Raw genomic sequence first — 18,768 nt, forward strand, 5'->3', positions numbered from 1 at the left:
ACGATTTCGGGACGCTGCGCCAACCGGCACAGCGGCAACCCGCTAAAGCCTGAGAAACGCTACATTCTTCGGTTTGGCACGCGGGATGCAAACCTCCGGACATCGATCGGATCGGCCGATCGACCAGCAGGAGTTACCACCATGATCCGCACCTTCGACGCACTCGGTCGCCAGGCATTCGCGCTCGTCGCCGCTTTCTCGGTCGCCGCGCTGATGATCGGTGCCGCCGTTCCCGTCTCGCCGATCGCGTGAGGTGCACGATGTTCCGCTTACCCCGTGCCGCGCACCCGATTGCCCTCGGCCTCGCCGGCTTCGCCACCACCGCGCTGCTGCTGTGGATCGACGCAGGTGCCGCGATCGCCTGATCGCGGCACCCGGCGGGTCGCAACCGCGTTGAGTCCGCGATGCCCGATGTCCTTGACCGCTTCGTCGCCGCGCAGGCCGACAGCTACGACACCGCCCTTGCCGAGCTGACCGCCGGCAACAAGCGCAGCCACTGGATGTGGTTTATCTTTCCGCAGATCGCCGGACTGGGCCGCAGCCCCACCGCGATCTTCTATGCCATCGCCGATCTCGACCAAGCGCGCACCTATCTGGCGCATCCGCTGCTCGGGCCGCGCTACGTCGCATGTACCGCCGCGCTGCTGCCCCACACCGAGCGCAGCGCCGAATCGATCATGGGCGGGGTCGACGCGCTCAAGCTACGCTCGTCGCTGACCTTGTTCGACGCCGCCGGCGCGCCCACGATCGTCGCGCAGGCGCTCTCCAGCTTCTTTCCCGCGCCCGATCCGGCGACGCTGCGGCTGATCGGGCGCTGAGCGCGTCAGCGCTGCGTCGTAACCGGCGTTACCAGCGCGACCGCATTGTCGCGCAGCACGACCGTATATTGTTGCCGCTTGTCGCAGGTGACGAGCCACGCGGGCTTGTTGTCGAGCGACTGGGTCGCGGTCGCGGCGGTGATCTCCTGACAAGCCTCGTTGCCGTCGCGGATGGCGCGGAACAGCACGGCATTACGCTGCGCATCGTTCAACGACGCGATCGCATCCGCGGTGTTGCCGGCGCTCTCGCCGCTGTTTGCGACCGCAGGATCGGTCGCATTGACGGTGCTCGGCGTCGTCTGGTTGCAGGCGGCGAGCAGGGCGGCGGCCACGAAGGCGAATCGGCGGATCGTCATGGGCGGGATTATACGCGCGCCACCCGCCAGCGACGAGCCGGAACGGCCCTGATCAACTGATCCATGTAAGCCCGTGGTGCGCAAACTTCGGGAATGACGGCATCTTTTTCCCGCGCTACACCCGTGAAATAATTTGAGAGGTGGAGCGTGGCGATGCGGTGCGGGCGTTTTTCCGGTTTGCTGGCGGGCGCGGCGATGCTCGCGTCGTGCGGCGGTGGTGATGGCGGCGGCACGGGGGCGGGCGGTAGCACCAGCGCAAGCCCGACGCCGACCCCCACCACCGCCGCAGCGGGCTGTTCGCTGCGTGAGCGGCAGAACTGGGCCTTCGCGCAGTTGAACGATTGGTATCTGTTCCCCGAAACGCTGCCCGCCTCGCTCGACCCGTCGGGTTATTCCACCGTCGACGATTATATCGACGCGCTGACCGCGACCGCGCGCGCGCAGCGCAAGGACCGCTATTTCACCTATCTCACCTCGATCTCGAGCGAGAATGCCTATTACAACTCGGGCACGACCAGCGGCGGGTTCGGCATCCGGTTGGGCTATGACACCACCAACCGCCGCGTCGGCATCATCGAAGCGTTCGAGGGTGCGCCCGCGCTCAACGCCGGGCTCGACCGCGGGACCGAGATCGTCGCGATCGGGACGAGCGCGGACAATCTGCGCACCGTCAGCGACATCATCGCCGCGTCGGGATCGCAGGGCGTGGTCAATGCGCTCGGCCCCGACACTGCGGGCACGACGCGCGTGCTGCGCGTCAACGACGCGTCGGGCACCCGCAACGTCACGCTGACCAAGGCGGATTATACGCTGACGCCGGTGTCGTCGCGTTATGGGGCGAAGATCATCACCGACAACGGCGTTCGCGTCGGCTACGTCAACCTGCGTACCTTTATCAACACCGCCGACCCAGGCCTGCGCAGCGCGTTTCAGCAGTTCCGCGACGCCGGGGTCACCAACGTCATCGTCGATCTGCGCTACAACGGCGGCGGGCTGATCTCGATCGCCGAATTGTTCACCAACCTGCTCGGCGGCGGACGCTCGACGAGCGACGTGCAGAGCTTTACCACGTTTCGCGCGTCGAAATCGTCGAACAACGAAACGACCTTCTTCGCGCAACAGCCGCAGACGATCACCCCGACCAAGATCGCCTTCATCGGCACGGGCGGCACCGCCTCGGCGAGCGAATATGTCATCAATGCGATGATCCCCTACCTCCACGCCAATGTCGCGCTGGTCGGCAGCAACACCTACGGCAAGCCAGTGGGGCAGATCGCGCTCGACAAGTCGCAGTGCGACGACCGGCTGCGCGTGATCGCCTTCGCGTTGCAGAATGCCGCGCGACAGGGCGACTATTACGACGGGCTCGCGACCAAGGTGGAGGCGTCGTGCCAGGCGGTGGACGATTCGACTTATCCGCTCGGCGACCCGCGCGAGGCATCGACGCGTGCCGCGCTCGACTTCATCGAAGGACGCGGCTGCACGCGGATCGGCGCCACCGCCTCGCTGGAGCGCACCGCGACGCCGTTCGCGCAATCGCGCCAGTTGCTCAGCCCCGAACGCCCCTCCACCGCGCAGCGTGAAACGCCGGGGCTGTTCTGACGCCTCGCGGACCGGCGGACGCCTACTGTTCGTGACCGCGCGCCTGGGCTAGTCGCAGGGGCGAACGGCGCGCGACGAGGAGGCGAGCGATGGCATTCTGTACCCAATGCGGCGCGCGCCTGCCCGACGCCGCGCGCTTCTGCCCGCGCTGCGGCGCGCCCGTCGTCGCACACGATCTGCCTGCCGACGCCGTTGTGCCTGCTGATCCCGAATACGCGCGCGACGACCGCCGTCAGACGAGCGAGCCTCCGGCGCCGCGTGTCCCCGCGCACGATCACGAACTGCCGGCAGAGGGGCTGCATTTCGGTCCCGATCCGCGGCCCGCGTTCCGCGCGACCGCGGACGATCGCCGCCTCGACGATCGCCGCGCCGCGAGCGCTGACGAAGATGAGGAGGACGAGGAGGAGCATGGCAGCACCGGCACGCGCCTGCTCGTGATCCTGGCGCTGATCGCGGTCGCCGTGCTCGCAATTGTGTTCTGGCAGCAGCGCGAGGGCGCACGCCCGGTCGCCGAGGTGGGCGCGAACACGAGCGCACCCGCCGACGAGCCCAGCGCCGAGCCGACCGAGGTTGCGGCTGCGCCGACGCCCGAGCCGACGCCGACCCCGTCCGATACGCCCACGCCCGAACTGGCGCAGACCGGCGACGAGATCGGCTCGCCCGCGTCGCTCGATCCGAATGGCGAGGCGGCGATCCCGGCAGCGGCGATCGACGCCGCCTTCGCCGACGATCCCGAGCGCGCGTTCGCCGAATTTCCCGGCCCCGTGACTGTGCGCGGCACCGTGATCGGGCTTCTCTCCAATTCGCCACCCGCGCTCAGCCTGGAGGGATATCAGCGCGGCGGGATCGTCGTTGCCGATCTGTCGCGGGGACAAGGCGACGCGATCGACCTGTTGGGGCGCGGATCCGTCGTGCGGCTGCGCTGCGCGGCCGTGCGGCGTCAGGCCGCGACCACGATCCTGGTCGGTTGCCGCATCTGACGCGGTTGAGCGCGTGGCTGCGCTCGCCTAGGGCGGCGCGATGACCGCTCACCCGCCCGTCGTCACCCGTTTCGCCCCCTCGCCGACCGGCCTGCTCCACGTCGGCAACGTGCGCGCGGCGCTGCACAATTGGATGTGGGCGAAGAAGCATGGCGGGCACTTCATCCTGCGCATCGACGACACCGATGCCGCGCGCAGCGAAGAACGGTTCGTCGACGCGATCCGCGCCGACCTCGCCTGGCTCGGGCTCCACCCCGACCGCGAGGAGCGGCAGTCGGCGCGCTTTGATCGCTACTTGGCGGTGTTCGAGGAACTGCGCAGCGCCGGGCGCATCTATCCGGCGTACGAAAGCGCGCAGGAGCTCGATCTCAAGCGCAAGATCGCGCGGGGGCGGGGCTTGCCGCCGGTGTACGACCGCGCCGCGCTGGCGCTGACGGCCGAGGATCACGCGCGCTTCGAAGCGGAGGGCACGCGCCCGCACTGGCGCTTCCGGCTCGATCATGCCGCGCCGATCACCTGGGACGACCTCATCCGCGGGCCGCAGTCGTTCGACCCCGCTCAGTTGAGCGACCCCGTAATCCGTCGCGCCGACGGGTCGTGGCTCTACCTGCTGCCGAGCGCAATCGACGACGTGGACATGGGCGTGACCCATGTCGTGCGCGGCGAGGACCATGTGTCGAACACCGCGCTGCAGCTCCAGATGTTCGACGCCATGGGGGCGGCGCACCCGCGCTTCGCGCACGAGGCGCTGCTGACCGGCAGCGAGGGCAAATTGTCCAAGCGATTGGGCGCGCTCGGCATGGACGAGCTGCGCGAGAGCGGGATCGAGCCCGCCGCGATCGTCTCGCTGCTCGCGCGGCTAGGCACCAGCGATCCGGTCGAGCCGATGGTCGACCCCGCGCCGCTGGTCGCCGCGTTCGACTTCGCGCATTTCGGCCGCGCACCGGCGCGCTTCGACGAGGCGGAGCTCGCGCAGGTCAACGCGCGCGTCGTCCATCAGCTCGATTACGACGCGGTCGCGGGTCGCCTGCCCGCGGGCATGGACAAGGGCGGCTGGGAGGCGGTGCGCCCCAACCTCCACACCGTCGCCGAGGCCGCCGACTGGTGGCACGTCGTCGAGGGGCCGATCCCGCCGGTGCCGGCGGGCGAAGACGCCGATTACCTCGCACAGGCCGCCGCCGCGGCGCGTGCGATCGACTGGGCGGGTGACCCTTGGCACGCGTTGACCAATGCGTTGAAGGCGCAGACCGGGCGCAAGGGCAAGGCGCTGTTCCTGCCGCTGCGCCGTGCGCTGACCGGGCGCGACCACGGCCCCGACATGGCGGCGCTGCTGCCGCTGATCGGGCAAGCGCGCAGTGTCGAGCGGCTGGAGGCGGCGGCAGCAGGCTGAGTGGGCGCGGGTGAGGCGGGACTCGCACGCGTCATGCCCGCATCCTATATCGGTTCCATGCAATTTTTCAGCCGCATGTCTCCGGTGCGCGCCTACCGCGACCTTCGCTTCTTTCTCGCGCAGCGGCAGCCGTATGAATTGTGGTTTCTGGTGCTCGCGGTGACGATCACCAGCGTGCTGGTCTGGGCATTCGCGCACGATTCGTACTTCGAGAAGGAGTACAGGCCGAACATCATCTACGTGCAGCAATATCGCCTCGACCGCACCGACGCGGAGATCATCGCGCAACAGAAGCTCGACCAGCCGGCTATCGACGCCGCCAAGGCCAAGCAGGCCGCGCGCGAGGAGAAGATGCGGCAATCGTTCAAGAAGGTCGACGACGCGATGAATCGCCTCGGCATCTGACCGACACGTGATCCGCCCGTCCGCCGACGACGCGCGCCGGATGGGCGTAGCACTCGCGCTCGCCGAACGGACGCGTGGGATGACCGCGCCCAATCCCAATGTCGGTTGCGTGATCGTCGCCGACGGCATGGTGGTTGGGCGTGGCTGGACTCAGCCGGGCGGGCGTCCGCACGCGGAGGCGATGGCGCTGGAGCAGGCGGGCGCGCGTGCTGCGGGCGCGACCGCTTACGTGACGCTGGAGCCGTGCGCGCATGTGTCGCCGCGTGGACCCGCGTGCAGCGATCTGCTGATCGCCGCCGGCGTCGCGCGCGTTGTTATCGCGCACTGCGACCCCGATCCGCGCACTGACGGCCAGGGAATCGCGCGGCTGCGTGCCGCCGGGATCACGGTCGAGGTCGGCATACGCGAGACCGAGGCGGCGCGTGTTATGGCGGGGTTCCTCACCCGTCGCGCCCGTTCGCGCCCGTTCGTGACACTCAAGCTCGCGCTGTCGCTCGACGGTGCCGCCGCGATGGCGGACGGGCGCAGCCAGTGGATCACCGGCGCGCAGGCACGCGTGCACGCCCACGTGGAGCGCGCGCGGCACGAGGCGATCCTGGTAGGGCGCGGCACGTGGGAGGCGGACCGCCCGCGGCTCGACGTGCGCCTCTCCGGCCTCGAACACCGTGCGCCCGAGCGGGTCGTGCTGTCGTCACAGCCGATCCCCGGCGTGCGGACGATCGCGCGTCCCGCCGAGATCGCCGGCCTCGCGGGCGATCACCTGCTGGTCGAGGGTGGCGCGCGCACCGCCGCCGCCTTTGTCGCTGACGATCTGGTCGACCGGCTGCTGATCTACCGCGCGCCGATCATCGTCGGCGGGGGGCGGACTCTGCCTGACATCGGTCTCGCCGACCTCAGCGACGCGCACGGACGCTGGCGGCTTCACGACGCGCGCGCGCTTGGCAGCGACCGCGTCGAGGTCTACGAGCGCGGCTGAGAGGGCATATGTTCACCGGGATCATCTCCGACATCGGCACGGTCGAGCGCGTGGAGCGCGCCGGCGACACGCGCCTCCACATCGCGACCGCCTTTGACACCGACACCGTCGACCTGGGCGCGTCGATCGCCTGCTCGGGGGTGTGCCTGACCGTGGTCGACAAGGGCCAGCACGACGGCCGTCACTGGTTCGCGGTCGATGTCTCGGGTGAGACAATCAGCCGCACTGCCGAAGGACAGTGGCAGGAAGGCGCCGCGCTCAACCTCGAACGCGCGATGAAGCTGGGCGACGAGCTGGGCGGGCATATCGTGACCGGCCACGTCGACAGTATCGCCGAGGTGACCGAGGTCACGCCCGACGGTGACTCGCGCCGCATCAGCATCCGCGTGCCCGCCGAGCTCGCGCCGTTCCTCGCGCCCAAGGGGTCGGTGACGGTCGATGGCGTGTCGCTGACGGTCAACACGGTCGAGGACGCGGACAACGGCTCCACCTTCACGATCAACCTTATCCCGCACACGCAGGCGGTGACGACGCTCGGCCGCCTCGCGCCCGGGCAATCGGTCAACATCGAGATCGACGTCCTCGCCCGCTATCTCCAACGGATGGAGCATTACCGTGGCCGCTAATCCCGAACTCGCCCGTCTGCGGCACGGTTATCTCTCCTCGCCCGAAGAGATCATCGACGAAGCGCGCAACGGGCGCATGTTCATCCTGGTGGACGACGAGGACCGCGAGAACGAGGGCGACCTCGTCATCCCGGCGCAGATGGCGACGCCCGAGAAGATCAACTTCATGGCGCGCCACGGCCGCGGGCTGATCTGCCTGGCGATGACCAAGGCACGCGTCGAGACGCTCGGGCTCGAATTGATGAGCCGCAACAATGGCACGCGGCACGAAACCGCCTTCACCGTCTCGATCGAGGCGCGCGAGGGCGTGACGACCGGCATCTCGGCCGCGGACCGCGCGCGCACCGTCGCGGTCGCGATCGACGCGACCAAGGACAAGACCGACATCGTGACGCCCGGCCACGTCTTCCCGCTGGTCGCGCGCGACGGCGGCGTGCTGGTGCGCGCAGGGCATACCGAGGCGGCGGTCGACGTGTCGCGACTGGCTGGCCTCAACCCCTCGGGCGTGATCTGCGAGATCATGAACGAGGATGGGACGATGGCGCGGATGGACGACCTCGTGTCGTTCGCGCAGCTCCACAACCTCAAGATCGGCACGATCCGCGACCTGATCGCCTATCGCCGCCGCCATGACCACTTGGTCGAGCTGGCGTCGGAGGCACCGTTCAAGAGCCGCTGGGGCGGCGACTGGACCGTCCGCGCGTATCGCAACAAGGCGACGGGGACCGAGCAGATTGCGCTGGTGAAAGGCCGCGTCGACCCGGCCAAGCCGACGCTGGTCCGCATGCACGCGCTCTCACCCTTCGCCGACATGTTCGGCGAGGACAGCGACCGCTCGCGCCTCCTGTCGCGCTCGATGGAGCTGATCGCCGAGGAAGGTGCAGGTGTCATCATCGTCATCAACCGTCACCGCGCCGACGCCTTCACCACCGCGGTCAAGATGAAGGTCGGCGAGCCGGTCGAGGTCGAGATGGAGGAATTGCGCGATTACGGCGTCGGCGCGATGATCCTCGCCGAACTCGGCGTCCACGACATGGTGCTCCTCACCAACACGCACCACACGCTGGTCGGCTTGGACGGCTACGGCCTGTCGATCGTCGGCGAGCGCAAGATCGACTGATCCTCCCGGAGTTTACCAGCATGGCGCATTTCCTCATCGTCGAGGCGCGGTTCTACGATCACCTGAACGATATGCTGGTCGCGGGCGCCGAGGCCGCGCTCAAGGCAGCAGGCCATAGCTGCGAGGTCGTGACCGTGCCCGGCGCGCTCGAGGTGCCCGGCGCGATCGCGCTGGCAGCGGAGACGGGGCGCTACGACGGGTTCGTAGGCTTGGGTGTCGTGATCCGCGGCGAGACCTATCATTTCGAGATCGTCTCGAACGAGAGCGCGCGCGGGATCATGGCACTGACGATGGATGGTATTCCGATCGGCAACGGCATCCTCACCACCGAAAACGAGCAGCAGGCGATCGTCCGCGCCGACCCGGCGCAGCTCGACAAGGGCGGTGCTGCCGCCAAGGCGGCACTCGCCATGTTCGACCTCAAGTCGCGGCTCGGCTGACCGCCACATGGACATGCCGCCCACCCGCTTCCGCGTCGTGGAGCGTGGGCGGCGGCTGGAGGTGATCGACAGCGCGACGGGGCGGGCGGTCGGTGAGGGATCGCGCGCGACCCCGGCTGCCTCAGCCGGGCGCGTGCGCCGCGACGAGCGGCCGCTCCTGCTCGATCGGATCGTCGACGGCTGCACACCCATCGCGAGAAAGCCCGGCGGATTGCCTCGCGCGACGCGCTTCGACGGCACGGTCAGCTTCACGACCCGCGCTTTCTACGACGATCGCGCACCGCGTACGGTCACGCTCGACCCGGCGCGCGCGACGATGCTGCGCTGGACGGCGTTCGCGATACTGCTCGTGCTGATCGTAACGCCCGCGCTGCTGCTGATGCTAGCCTGGTCGAGCTTCCCGCTGCTGTTCGGGCTCGCCGCGGTCGCGTTCAATCCCAAGGTGCGCGTGCGGCTGCGCGCCGCCGTCACGTCGCTGATCGATCGCTACGCCGATCCGGCGTGAAGTGCCCCGCCGCGCATGTGCGGCGGGGCGGCATGGTTACGCGTCCGCGCGCTCCAATGCGGGATAGTCGACGTATCCTTCGGGTCCCGACGTGTAGAAGGTCTTCGGATTGGGCTTGTTGAAGCCGGCCCCGCTGCGGAAACGCTCGACCAGATCGGGGTTGGCGATCCACAACCGGCCCCAGGCGATCGCGTCGGCGACGCCCGAATCCAGATCGGCCTGCCCGGCTTCCTGCGTGTAATCCTGGTTGAGCACCAGCGGCCCGGTGAAGACCTCGCGGATCTTCGGGCTGAGCTTGGGCACGTCGGTGGTGCCGAACGTCCCCTCGGCGCCGACCTCGCGCAATTCGAGGAAGCCGATGCCCAGATCGTTCAGCGCCTTGGCCGCGGGAACGAACACCGCCTCAGGGTTGCTGTCGTCCGCGCCCTGCGTCTCGCCGTTGGGTGACAGGCGGATCGAGGTACGGCCGGCGCCGACCTCGGCGATCACGCGCTCGGTCACTTCGCGCATCAGGCGGATGCGGTTCTCAGGGCTGCCGCCGTATTCGTCGGTGCGGTCGTTGGTGTTGTCGCGCAGAAATTGGTCGATCAGATAGCCGTTGGCGCCGTGGATCTGCACGCCGTCGAATCCGGCGGCGATCGCGTTGCGCGCGGCGGTGCCGTAATCGTCGATGGTGGTGCGGATCTCATCCACCGACAGTGCGCGCGGCGTGTCGTACGGGTTCTTCGCGGGATCGGGATCGTGATAAGGCGCGCGCTTGGTCGAGGACGACACCGACTGGATGCCGGTCACGTCGGGACGCGCGAGCCGACCCATGTGCCAGAGCTGCGCAACGATGCGCCCGCCCGCCTCGTGCACCGCCGCGGTCACCGGCTTCCACGCCTCGACCTGCTCGTTGCGCCACAGCCCCGGCGTGCTCGGCCAGCCGAGCCCCTGCCGGCTGATCCCCGTCGCTTCCGAGATGATGAGGCCGGCGGACGCGCGCTGGCGGTAATATTCGATCATCAGATCGGTCGGCACATGGTCCTTGGTCGCGCGCGAGCGGGTCAGCGGCGCCATGAGGATGCGATTGGGCGCGTCGATCGCGCCGAGTGTGATGGGGTCGAACAGGCTGGGCATTCGATGGCCTTTCCGTTTCATTCAGCTACCTGACGCCGCACACATAGGACGCTAAGGGGCGCCATGCACCAGAGCGCGCACCCAAGAAATGCTTCGCCGCCGCCAAGCGCGCTCGTCGGGAACGAGGTTCCACCCGCGGGTGCCGAGCCGAATGCGGTGGCGATCCCCATTCCCGGTCCGATGCCGCTGGGTAACGGCAAGAGCGGCCACGCGGGCGAGGGCGCGCCCGCGCTGCCGCTGCTCGCGGTCGTGGTCGCCAACGTCGCGCTCGCGTTCGGGCCGTGGTTCGTGCGGCTGGCCGATACCGGCCCGGTCGCCGCCGCCTTCTGGCGCATGGCGCTCGCGCTGCCGCTGATCGTCATGCTCGCGATCGCGAGCGGCACCCGCGTTGCAGCACTGCGGCTGCCGGGCAAGATGTGGGTGTTGCTCGCACTCGCCGGCGTCGCCTTCGCGATGGACCTGGGTAGCTGGCACGTCGGCATCCTGCAGACGACGCTCGCCAACGCGACGCTGTTCGGCAATTCGGCGACCTTCATTTTTCCGATCTACGGCTTCGTCGTTGCGCGCAATTGGCCGACGCGGACGCAAGGATTGGCGCTGCTGCTCGCTGCACTCGGCGCCGGATTGCTGATGGGGCGGTCGTACCAGCTCGATCCGCGTCACTTGGTCGGCGATCTGCTGTGCGTGCTCGCGGGCGTGCTCTACGCGGTGTATTTCGTGCTGATGTCGGGGGTGCGTCGCACGATGGCGCCGTGGCCCGCACTCGCGCTCTCTTCACTCGCCGCGCTCGTGCCGCTGCTCGCCATCGCGCTCGCGCTGGGCGAGCGCGTGGTGCCGGGCGACTGGTGGCCGCTGGTTGGGCTCGCGCTCGTCAGCCAGGTGGTGGGGCAGGGCTGCATGATCTACGCGCTCGGCAAATTGAGCCCGCTCGTGATCGGGCTCGCGCTGCTGCTCCAGCCGGTGGTCGCGGCGACGATCGGCTGGGTCGTTTACGGCGAGTCGCTCGGCGCGCCCGACCTGTTCGGTGCCGCGATGGTGGCGGTAGCGCTGGTGCTGGTGCGTCGCAGTCCCCAAGTGATAAAGACCGCGGCCGAGCCGCGAGCGGCAGACGAGGTGCGGTAATGACCGATACGATCGCGAACACGACCGGCAGCACGGCAGCGGCGCACGACCCTGCCGACCTGACACTCGACGAAATCCGCCAGCAGCTCGCCCCCGCGATCGCCAGCAACGCCGCGTTCGACGGCTGGGGCGACGAGGCACGCGACTATGCCGCCGAGGGCGCGGGCATTGACCGCGACGTCGCCAGACTGGCGTTCGAGGGCGGTGCGCCGGCGATGATCGATGCCTGGTTCGACCATGTCGACGCCGAGATGGCGGTGCGCCTCCCTGCCGAGACGCTCGCCGGCATGAAGATTCGTCAGCGTATCACCGCGCTGATCGAGACGCGGCTCGACATCCTGTCACCCGATCGCGAGTCGCTGCGCCGCGCGATCGCGATTCTGGCACTTCCCACCAACGTGGCGCGTGCCGCGCGGCTCGGCTGGCGCAGCGCCGACCGGATGTGGCGGCTCGCGGGCGACACCGCGACCGACTACAACCATTATACCAAGCGCGCAATGCTGCTCGCCACCTACGCCGCGACGATCACCGTCTTCCTCGACGACGACAGCGAGGGTCATGCCGAGACGCGCGCGTTCCTCGCGCGGCGGATCGACGACATCATGGCGATCGAGAAGGCGAAAGCGAGCGCCACTGCGCGCACGCGCTACCGCCCCAGCCTGTCGCGCTTCGTCGGGCGGCTGCGTTATCCGGTCGCATGACGCGCTGTCATGCGATGTGCTGCGCGAGTTATTGATAATCAATCGCAGACCGCTTATAACGCAGGTGTGACCGCGAACCTCAACCTCGAAACCCTCCCGCGCCACCAGGCCGCGACCGTCGATTCGATCGAGTGGACGCGGCTCGCGACGCCCGAGGCGCGGCGGCTGCGCGAGCTGGGGTTCGACGCGGGCGTCTCGATCGAGGTGCTGCACCGCGCGCGCTTCGGTGGCGGGCCGATCGCCTGCCGCATCGGGCGCATGACGGTGGCGCTGCGCCGCGCGGTCGCGGGTGCGGTGCGCGTCTCGCTCGACCCGCTGCCCGCCGAGTGACCGCGCGCGTTTCGAGAAACGCCGGCTGACATGCATGCCTCGCCGCTGGTCGCGATGGTCGGCAACCCCAATGCCGGCAAGAGCGCGCTGTTCAACGCGCTGACCGGCGCGCGGCAGAAGGTCGGCAATTACCCCGGCGTCACCGTCGAGCGCCACTCCGGCCGCTTGTCACTGGACGACGGGCGCCCGGTCGAGCTGGTCGACCTGCCCGGCACCTACAGCCTCGATCCCGTGTCCGCCGACGAGCGCGTGACGGTTGACGTAGTGACGGGGCGCGGCGGGTTCGAGCGGCGGCCCGACGCGATGATCGTCGTGGTCGACGCCTCCAACCTCGACAACCATCTCCGCTTCGCGCTCCAGCTGATCGCCTTGAAGCTGCCGGTCGTGGTCGCGCTCAACATGGTCGATCTGGCCGAGCGTGACGGGCTGACGCTCGACCCGGACGTGCTCGCGCGCGAGCTGGGGGTGCCCGTCGTGCCGACCGTCGCGGTGCGCCGACGCGGGATCGACGTGCTCAAGGCGCAGCTCGGCGCGCTGCTCGGCCAGCGCGTGCCCGCGCGCGCTTCCGTCGATGCCGTGCCCGACGAGATCGGCGTGTTGCAACGCCGCGCGCGCGCGATCGCCAACGCCGCGACCGTGAGCGAGACGCCGACCAGGCGCTGGAACCACGCGCTCGACGCGGTCGCGCTCCATCCGGTCGTCGGCCCGGTACTGCTCGTGGCCTTGCTGTTCGTCATGTTCCAGGCGGTGTTCACCTGGTCGGAGGCACCGATCGCGTGGATCGAGGGCGCGTTCGCCGCGGCAGACGGCGCGATCAAGGGCGTGCTGCCCGACGGCTTCCTTCGCTCGCTCTTGACCGACGGCGTGATCGCGGGCGTCGGCGCGGTGGTCGTCTTCCTGCCGCAGATCCTGATCCTGTTCGCGTTCATCCTCGTGCTCGAAGCGTCGGGCTATATGGTCCGCGCGGCCTTTCTTATGGACCGGATGATGAGCCGCGTCGGCTTGTCCGGGCGCGCTTTCATCCCGCTCCTCTCCTCGTTCGCCTGCGCGGTGCCCGGCATCATGGCGACGCGCACGATCGACGATGAAAAGGATCGGCTGACCACGATCCTGATTGCGCCGCTGATGACCTGTTCGGCACGGCTGCCGGTCTACACGATCATCATCGGCGCATTCATTCCCAACACGCGGCTGGGCGGGTTCGTGGGGCTACAGGGGCTGGTGCTGCTGGTGCTCTACCTGCTCGGCATCCTGGGCGCGTTCATCGCTGCTTTGGTGCTGCGCCGCACGGTCACGCAGGGCGCGTCGTCGGGCTTCATGATGGAAATGCCCAAATACCAGATGCCGCGCTTCCGCGACGTCGCGATCGGGCTGTGGCAGCGCGCCTATATCTTCCTGAAACGCGCAGGGACCACCATCGCGCTCACCACCGTGATCCTGTGGGCGCTCCTGTCGTTCCCCAAGGCACCCGAGGGACAGAGCCAGGTCAATTACTCGGTTGCGGGGCGGATCGCGAACGGGATCGAGGTTGCGGTGCGCCCGATCGGGTTCAACCGCGACATCGCGCTCGCGCTGATCCCCGCGATGGCGGCGCGCGAGGTCGCGGTGGCGGCGATCGGCACCGTCTACGCGGTTGACGATCCCGAGGATGCGCGCGGCGAGCGCACCATCGTCGACAATCTGCGCCACCGCTGGACCCTCCCCACCGCGCTCGCGTTCCTGATGTGGTTCGTGTTCGCGCCGCAGTGCATCTCGACCATCGCGGTGACGAGACGCGAGACGAATGGGTGGAAGTGGCCGCTGTTCATGATTGGCTATCTGTTCGCCGCGGCCTACATCATGGCCGGATTAACCTACTGGCTGGCGGTCGCCGTCGGCCTTTGAAGAGGCAGGAATGGCAGGCAGCGTCAACAAGGTCATCATCGTCGGCAATCTGGGGCGCGACCCCGAATCACGCTCGTTCCAGAACGGCGGCAAGGTGGTGAACCTGCGCATCGCCACTTCCGAATCGTGGAAGGACCGCAATTCGGGCGAGAAGAAGGAACGTACCGAGTGGCACTCGGTCGCAATCTTCTCCGAAGGCCTCGCGGGCGTGGCCGAACGCTACCTGCGCAAGGGCTCGAAGGTGTACATCGAGGGCCAGCTCCAGACGCGCAAATGGCAGGACCAGCAGGGTCAGGATCGCTACTCGACCGAGATCGTGCTCCAGGGCCCGGGCGCGGTCATGACGATGCTCGATGGTCCGGGCGGGAACGGTGGTGGCGGCGGCGGTCGCGACGATTTCGGCGGCGGTGACGACTTCGGCGGCGGCAGCCGCGGCGGGTCGCGTGGCGGCGGCGGCTTCGGTGGCGGTTCGCGCGGTGGTTCGTCCGGCGGCAGCTCGTCGGATGCCGGCAATTTCGGCGGCGGTTACGCGGACGATCTCGACGACGACGTTCCGTTCTAAGTGACCGATCAGACGCAGTCCGACGGGCGCCCCGCGGCCCAACTCCCGAGCGCGCCCGAACCGCCGAGCGTGCCCGCGGCATCGGGTTGGCGCGTCGACGAGGCGCGCCGCACCGCGGCGCTGGAAGCGTACGAACTCGATCTGCTGCGCAACTCGCCGGCGCTGAAGCAGATCACCGACTTTGCCGCGCGATTGTGCGACGCGCCGGTGGCGCTGGTCAGCCTGGTCGAAGAAACGCGCCAGTCGTTCCTCTCGGCAACCGGCACCGACCTGTGCGGCACGCCGCGCGACCAGTCGTTCTGCGCCCATGCGATGTGGGGCAGCGACGTCATGGTCGTGCCCGACCTGACGCTCGATCCGCGCTTCGCGCACAATCCGCTGCTCGTTGATCCGGGCGTGCGCTTCTACGCCGGTGCGCCGCTCGTCAGCGATGACGGCATCCCGCTCGGCGCCTTGTGCGTGCTCGACATGGCGCCGCGGCCCGGCGGGCTGACCACGCTCCAGCACGAGGGTCTCGTCGTGCTCGCCGCCAATGTGCTCGCACGGCTGCGCGACTCGCGCGACGGTGCGGCGTGGCGCGCGGCCGAGAATGATGCGCGCCGCGCCGCGCTCGACAGTGAAACGCGCTTTCGCACGCTTGCCGACACCATGCCGCAGATGGTGTGGTCGACGCTGCCCGATGGTTATCATGATTATTACAATGCACGCTGGTACGAGTTCACCGGCATGCCCGAAGGCTCGACCGATGGCGCGGAATGGAACGGCATGTTCCACCCCGACGATCAGGAGCGCGCGTGGGACGTCTGGCGTTATTCGCTGACGACCGGCGAGCCGTATCAGATCGAGTATCGGCTGCGGCATACCAGCGGCAATTACCGCTGGGTGCTCGGCCGCGCGCTGCCGATCCGCGACGCGAACGGCCAGATCACCCGCTGGTTCGGCACCTGCACCGACATTCACGAGCAGAAGCTCGCGCTTGAGCAGCGCGAGATCATCAGCCAGGAATTGTCGCACCGGATCAAGAACATCTTCTCGGTCATCTCCGGGCTGATCCAGTTCGCCGCGCGCAGCCATCCCGGCTTCGCCCCCGTGGCGAGCGACCTGCGCGAGCGGATCACTGCGCTCGGCCGCGCGCACGACTTCGTGCGGCCGCACAGCCCGCAGTCGCGCCCGCTCGCGGCGCAGGACAGCCTGCACGGGCTGCTCGAACAATTGTTCGCGCCCTATCAGTCGCGCGTCGGCGACCGCGCGCGGATCACGGTGACGGGTACCGACCTGGTCGTCGACGATCGCGCCGCCACCCCGCTCGCCTTGCTGTTCCACGAACTCGCCACCAACGCGACCAAGTACGGCGCCTTGTCGCTGAGCGGCGGCACGGTGACGCTCGACGTCGGAACGCGCGACGCCGAGGTGACGATGACGTGGCGCGAACAGGGCGGCCCGGCGCTCACCGGCGCGAGCGAGCATGTCGGGTTCGGCACGCAGCTAATCGAATTGTCGGCGGTGCGTCAGCTCGGCGGGACGATCGAGCGCGACTGGCAGCCGGGTGGGCTCACCGTCACCCTACACGCGCCGCGATCGGCGTTCAGCCGCGCTGATCGAGCCTGACGAAATCGTCGTCGGCGGCGGCAGCCTGGCTCCCCGCCGCGGCGATCGCCGCCGCCGCCAGGATCGCCTGATCGCTGAACGGCTTGCGCACGTAGCCGAGCGCGTCGGGTACCGAGCCGATCTGCCCGGGGTTGGCGGTGACGAACACGACCTTCACGCCGTAATCGCGTGCGATCCGCTCGGCAACGATCGGACCGGTTGGCCCGTCGCGCAGGTTCACGTCGACGAAGGCGAACGAGCATGCCGGCGCGGCGGCGAGCGCCTGCGCGCTGTCGGCCGCGATCGCACCCACTGTATAGCCTGCGTCGACCAGGATACGCTCCAGATCGAGCGCGACGAAGATCTCGTCTTCAACGATGAGCGCGGTTTTGGGCATCGGTCTCGGAAAGGTTGCTATCAAATTCAGCTAACCTTGAGCAACGTTCTTGGTTCCTCGCAAGCAGAAATACGGCGTGTTCGGCCATAAAGTTGGCCGCCGCACTGCCGATCTCCTGGTCGCCCGACAGGAACCACGCGCGCTCAACGGCGACGCCGCGCGCGCGCAGGAAAGCGCGGAAATCGTCGATCGTCAGGTGGTGGATGTTGGGGGTGTCGTACCATTCCTCCGGCAACAGCCGCGTCACCGGCATCCGCCCGCCCCACAGCAGCGAAAGCCGCACGCGCCAGTGCGCGAAATTCGGAAAACTGACGAACGCGCGCTCTCCAATGCGCAGCAGATGGTCGAGCACCAGATGCGGCGCGCGCGCGGTCTGCAGCGTCTGGCTGAGGATCGCATAGTCGAAGCTCGCGTCCGGATAGCCCGCCAGATCGACGTCGGCGTCACCCTGGATGACGCTCAACCCGCGCGCGACCGCATCGGCGACCTTGACCGCATCGATCTCCAGCCCGCGCGCGTCGACTCCAGCCTCATCGCGCAGCGCCGCCATCAGGTCACCCGTCCCGCAGCCGACGTCGAGCACGCGGCTGCCCCGCGCCACATTGGCGGCAATGATCGCGAGGTCGGGACGCAACGTCACGCGCCCAGGAAGCCCGCGACGATGCGGTCGAGTTCGGGCGAGTCGAGCAGGAACGCGTCGTGGCCGTACGGACTCGACAATTCGACGAAGCTCGCCGGCGCACCGGCGGCGTTCAGCGCCTGCACGATCGCGCGCGACTCGGCGGTCGGGTAGAGCCAGTCGGTGTCGAAGCTGACGAGGCAGAAGCGCGTCGCCGGCGCGAACGCGTTCGCCAGCCGCCCGCCATGCTCCTCCGCCAGATCGTAATAATCCATCGCGCGCGTGATATAGAGGTAGGAATTGGCGTCGAACCGATCGGTGAAGGTCAGTCCCTGATGACGCAGGTAGCTCTCGACCTGGAAATCGGCGTCGAAGCCAAAGCTTTTCGCCTCCCGTGCCTGCAGCCGGCGACCGAACTTCTCGGTGAGGCCTGCCTCCGACAGATAGGTGATATGCGCCGCCATGCGGGCCACCGCCAGACCCCGCGTGGGCGCCTCGCCGTCGTAGTAATCGCCCCCGCGCCAGTTGGGATCGGCCATCACCGCCTGCCGCCCGACCTCGTGAAAGGCGATGTTCTGCGCGGTGTGGCGCGCGGTCGAGGCGATCACCACTGCCGCCGCGACGCGCTGAGGGTAAGTCGCCGCCCAACTGAGCGCCTGCATTCCCCCCATCGATCCGCCGACCACCGCCGCCAGTCGCGCGATGCCGAGATGGTCGAGCAGCAGCGCTTGCGCGCGCACCATGTCGCGGATCGTGATGACGGGAAACGCCATGCCCCAGGCGCGCCCGGTCGCGGGGTTGATCGAGGCGGGGCCGGACGAGCCCATGCAACTACCCAGCACGTTGGCGCACACGATGAAGAAGCGGTTCGTGTCGATCGGCTTGCCCGGCCCCACCATCCGCTGCCACCAGCCGGGCTTGCCCGTGCGCGGGTGCGGGCTGGCTAGGTGATGGTCGCCGGTCAGCGCGTGGCAGACGAGGATCGCATTGCCCGCTTCGCTGTCGAGCGTGCCGTAGGTCTCGTACGCGATCTCAATCGGCGACAACGACGCGCCGCCGTCGAGCCGGAGCGGTCCCGGCAGTATCGCGCGGCGCGACAGGCCGAAACGCTGGTCGTCGGATGGGGAAGCGAGCGACATCGAGCCGCCGCGATAATCCGCGCCCCGTCATCCCGCAAGCAACCGCATCCCGTCATCCCGGGCTTGACCCGGGATCCCGCTTCTTCTCTC

Annotated in this window: 21 protein-coding genes; 16 read left to right on the forward strand and 5 right to left on the reverse strand. The window is 68.6% G+C overall.

Annotation, left to right across the window (positions count from 1 at the left end; genetic code table 11):
• The first annotated feature begins 404 nt into the window (after positions 1–404).
• The gene (locus tag Q0579_RS09295; RefSeq protein ID WP_298811605.1) at positions 405–818 is read left to right on the forward strand and encodes a DUF1810 domain-containing protein; all 414 of its coding nucleotides are present in this window, start codon (positions 405–407) and stop codon (positions 816–818) included.
• A gap of 5 nt (positions 819–823) precedes the next feature.
• On the opposite strand, the gene Q0579_RS09300 is transcribed toward Q0579_RS09295, so the two are convergent.
• A complete protein-coding gene (locus tag Q0579_RS09300; RefSeq protein WP_298811607.1) occupies positions 824–1,174 on the reverse strand; it encodes a hypothetical protein in 351 nt (116 codons plus the stop codon).
• A gap of 153 nt (positions 1,175–1,327) precedes the next feature.
• Here Q0579_RS09300 and Q0579_RS09305 point away from each other — a divergent pair, with 153 nt between their 5' ends.
• The 9 genes from Q0579_RS09305 to Q0579_RS09345 all read left to right on the forward strand — a co-directional run bounded on the left by Q0579_RS09305 (position 1,328) and on the right by Q0579_RS09345 (position 9,218).
• Positions 1,328–2,776, forward strand: coding sequence for a S41 family peptidase (locus Q0579_RS09305; protein WP_298811610.1), 1,449 nt, complete (start codon positions 1,328–1,330; stop codon positions 2,774–2,776).
• A gap of 89 nt (positions 2,777–2,865) precedes the next feature.
• Positions 2,866–3,756, forward strand: coding sequence for a zinc ribbon domain-containing protein (locus Q0579_RS09310; RefSeq protein WP_298811612.1), 891 nt, complete (start codon positions 2,866–2,868; stop codon positions 3,754–3,756).
• Positions 3,757–3,796: 40 nt separating this feature from the next.
• Positions 3,797–5,146, forward strand: coding sequence for a glutamate--tRNA ligase (locus Q0579_RS09315; RefSeq protein WP_298811615.1), 1,350 nt, complete (start codon positions 3,797–3,799; stop codon positions 5,144–5,146).
• Positions 5,147–5,203: 57 nt separating this feature from the next.
• Positions 5,204–5,551, forward strand: coding sequence for a hypothetical protein (locus Q0579_RS09320; protein ID WP_298811617.1), 348 nt, complete (start codon positions 5,204–5,206; stop codon positions 5,549–5,551).
• Between the two features lie 40 nt (positions 5,552–5,591).
• Positions 5,592–6,527: a bifunctional diaminohydroxyphosphoribosylaminopyrimidine deaminase/5-amino-6-(5-phosphoribosylamino)uracil reductase RibD gene (ribD, locus tag Q0579_RS09325; protein ID WP_298811888.1), complete on the forward strand. Its 936-nt coding sequence runs from the start codon at positions 5,592–5,594 to the stop codon at positions 6,525–6,527.
• 8 nt (positions 6,528–6,535) lie between these two features.
• The gene (locus Q0579_RS09330; RefSeq protein WP_298811620.1) at positions 6,536–7,153 is read left to right on the forward strand and encodes a riboflavin synthase; all 618 of its coding nucleotides are present in this window, start codon (positions 6,536–6,538) and stop codon (positions 7,151–7,153) included.
• On the forward strand, positions 7,143–8,273 hold the full coding sequence (gene ribB, locus Q0579_RS09335; protein ID WP_298811622.1) for a 3,4-dihydroxy-2-butanone-4-phosphate synthase: 1,131 nt from the start codon (positions 7,143–7,145) through the stop codon (positions 8,271–8,273). Before Q0579_RS09330 ends, ribB begins: the two co-directional genes overlap by 11 nt.
• A 20-nt stretch (positions 8,274–8,293) precedes the next feature.
• Positions 8,294–8,713, forward strand: a complete 420-nt coding sequence (gene ribH / locus Q0579_RS09340) for a 6,7-dimethyl-8-ribityllumazine synthase (protein WP_298811625.1) — start codon at positions 8,294–8,296, stop codon at positions 8,711–8,713.
• 7 nt (positions 8,714–8,720) lie between these two features.
• Positions 8,721–9,218, forward strand: coding sequence for a hypothetical protein (locus tag Q0579_RS09345; RefSeq protein WP_298811628.1), 498 nt, complete (start codon positions 8,721–8,723; stop codon positions 9,216–9,218).
• A 36-nt stretch (positions 9,219–9,254) separates the two neighbouring features.
• On the opposite strand, the gene Q0579_RS09350 is transcribed toward Q0579_RS09345, so the two are convergent.
• Positions 9,255–10,337 (reverse strand): alkene reductase, encoded by a 1,083-nt coding sequence (locus tag Q0579_RS09350; RefSeq protein WP_298811630.1) that lies wholly within the window; start codon positions 10,335–10,337, stop codon positions 9,255–9,257.
• A gap of 180 nt (positions 10,338–10,517) precedes the next feature.
• Here Q0579_RS09350 and Q0579_RS09355 point away from each other — a divergent pair, with 180 nt between their 5' ends.
• The 6 genes from Q0579_RS09355 (at position 10,518) to Q0579_RS09380 (ending at position 16,544) form a co-directional block, all read left to right on the forward strand.
• Entirely contained in the window at positions 10,518–11,459 is a 942-nt protein-coding gene (locus tag Q0579_RS09355) for a DMT family transporter (RefSeq protein ID WP_298811890.1), read from the forward strand.
• Entirely contained in the window at positions 11,459–12,160 is a 702-nt protein-coding gene (locus tag Q0579_RS09360) for a COQ9 family protein (protein WP_298811633.1), read from the forward strand. Before Q0579_RS09355 ends, Q0579_RS09360 begins: the two co-directional genes overlap by 1 nt.
• A 66-nt stretch (positions 12,161–12,226) precedes the next feature.
• The gene (locus tag Q0579_RS09365; protein WP_219769384.1) at positions 12,227–12,490 is read left to right on the forward strand and encodes a FeoA family protein; all 264 of its coding nucleotides are present in this window, start codon (positions 12,227–12,229) and stop codon (positions 12,488–12,490) included.
• Positions 12,491–12,520: 30 nt separating this feature from the next.
• Positions 12,521–14,374, forward strand: a complete 1,854-nt coding sequence (locus Q0579_RS09370; protein ID WP_298811639.1) for a ferrous iron transporter B — start codon at positions 12,521–12,523, stop codon at positions 14,372–14,374.
• A 10-nt stretch (positions 14,375–14,384) separates the two neighbouring features.
• The gene (gene ssb / locus Q0579_RS09375; RefSeq protein WP_298811640.1) at positions 14,385–14,936 is read left to right on the forward strand and encodes a single-stranded DNA-binding protein; all 552 of its coding nucleotides are present in this window, start codon (positions 14,385–14,387) and stop codon (positions 14,934–14,936) included.
• A 69-nt stretch (positions 14,937–15,005) separates the two neighbouring features.
• Positions 15,006–16,544, forward strand: a complete 1,539-nt coding sequence (locus Q0579_RS09380; protein ID WP_298811892.1) for a PAS domain-containing protein — start codon at positions 15,006–15,008, stop codon at positions 16,542–16,544.
• On the opposite strand, the gene Q0579_RS09385 is transcribed toward Q0579_RS09380, so the two are convergent.
• Genes Q0579_RS09385 through Q0579_RS09395 form a run of 3 tightly spaced genes read right to left on the reverse strand, consistent with a single transcriptional unit; the run spans position 16,522 to position 18,678 of the window.
• A complete protein-coding gene (locus tag Q0579_RS09385; RefSeq protein WP_298811641.1) occupies positions 16,522–16,920 on the reverse strand; it encodes a response regulator in 399 nt (132 codons plus the stop codon). The two genes, Q0579_RS09380 and Q0579_RS09385, sit on opposite strands and share 23 nt — an antisense overlap.
• Positions 16,895–17,560, reverse strand: coding sequence for a methionine biosynthesis protein MetW (gene metW, locus Q0579_RS09390; RefSeq protein WP_298811642.1), 666 nt, complete (start codon positions 17,558–17,560; stop codon positions 16,895–16,897). Before metW ends, Q0579_RS09385 begins: the two co-directional genes overlap by 26 nt.
• The gene (locus Q0579_RS09395) at positions 17,557–18,678 is read right to left on the reverse strand and encodes a homoserine O-acetyltransferase (RefSeq protein ID WP_298811643.1); all 1,122 of its coding nucleotides are present in this window, start codon (positions 18,676–18,678) and stop codon (positions 17,557–17,559) included. Before Q0579_RS09395 ends, metW begins: the two co-directional genes overlap by 4 nt.
• Positions 18,679–18,768 lie beyond the last annotated feature (90 nt).

It is taken from the genome of uncultured Sphingomonas sp. (assembly GCF_936927845.1).
In the GTDB taxonomy this organism is placed as follows: domain Bacteria; phylum Pseudomonadota; class Alphaproteobacteria; order Sphingomonadales; family Sphingomonadaceae; genus Sphingomonas.

Bases quoted from the DNA above. Each gene is read 5' to 3' on its own strand.
- Q0579_RS09295 (WP_298811605.1), top strand. From the start codon at position 405: ATGCCCGATGTCCTTGACCGCTTCGTCGCCGCGCAGGCCGACAGCTAC.
- Q0579_RS09300 (WP_298811607.1), bottom strand. From the start codon at position 1,174: ATGACGATCCGCCGATTCGCCTTCGTGGCCGCCGCCCTGCTCGCCGCC.
- Q0579_RS09305 (WP_298811610.1), top strand. From the start codon at position 1,328: ATGCGGTGCGGGCGTTTTTCCGGTTTGCTGGCGGGCGCGGCGATGCTC.
- Q0579_RS09310 (WP_298811612.1), top strand. From the start codon at position 2,866: ATGGCATTCTGTACCCAATGCGGCGCGCGCCTGCCCGACGCCGCGCGC.
- Q0579_RS09315 (WP_298811615.1), top strand. From the start codon at position 3,797: ATGACCGCTCACCCGCCCGTCGTCACCCGTTTCGCCCCCTCGCCGACC.
- Q0579_RS09320 (WP_298811617.1), top strand. From the start codon at position 5,204: ATGCAATTTTTCAGCCGCATGTCTCCGGTGCGCGCCTACCGCGACCTT.
- ribD (WP_298811888.1), top strand. From the start codon at position 5,592: ATGGGCGTAGCACTCGCGCTCGCCGAACGGACGCGTGGGATGACCGCG.
- Q0579_RS09330 (WP_298811620.1), top strand. From the start codon at position 6,536: ATGTTCACCGGGATCATCTCCGACATCGGCACGGTCGAGCGCGTGGAG.
- ribH (WP_298811625.1), top strand. From the start codon at position 8,294: ATGGCGCATTTCCTCATCGTCGAGGCGCGGTTCTACGATCACCTGAAC.
- Q0579_RS09345 (WP_298811628.1), top strand. From the start codon at position 8,721: ATGGACATGCCGCCCACCCGCTTCCGCGTCGTGGAGCGTGGGCGGCGG.
- Q0579_RS09350 (WP_298811630.1), bottom strand. From the start codon at position 10,337: ATGCCCAGCCTGTTCGACCCCATCACACTCGGCGCGATCGACGCGCCC.
- Q0579_RS09355 (WP_298811890.1), top strand. From the start codon at position 10,518: ATGCCGCTGGGTAACGGCAAGAGCGGCCACGCGGGCGAGGGCGCGCCC.
- Q0579_RS09360 (WP_298811633.1), top strand. From the start codon at position 11,459: ATGACCGATACGATCGCGAACACGACCGGCAGCACGGCAGCGGCGCAC.
- Q0579_RS09370 (WP_298811639.1), top strand. From the start codon at position 12,521: ATGCATGCCTCGCCGCTGGTCGCGATGGTCGGCAACCCCAATGCCGGC.
- ssb (WP_298811640.1), top strand. From the start codon at position 14,385: ATGGCAGGCAGCGTCAACAAGGTCATCATCGTCGGCAATCTGGGGCGC.
- Q0579_RS09385 (WP_298811641.1), bottom strand. From the start codon at position 16,920: ATGCCCAAAACCGCGCTCATCGTTGAAGACGAGATCTTCGTCGCGCTC.
- Q0579_RS09395 (WP_298811643.1), bottom strand. From the start codon at position 18,678: ATGTCGCTCGCTTCCCCATCCGACGACCAGCGTTTCGGCCTGTCGCGC.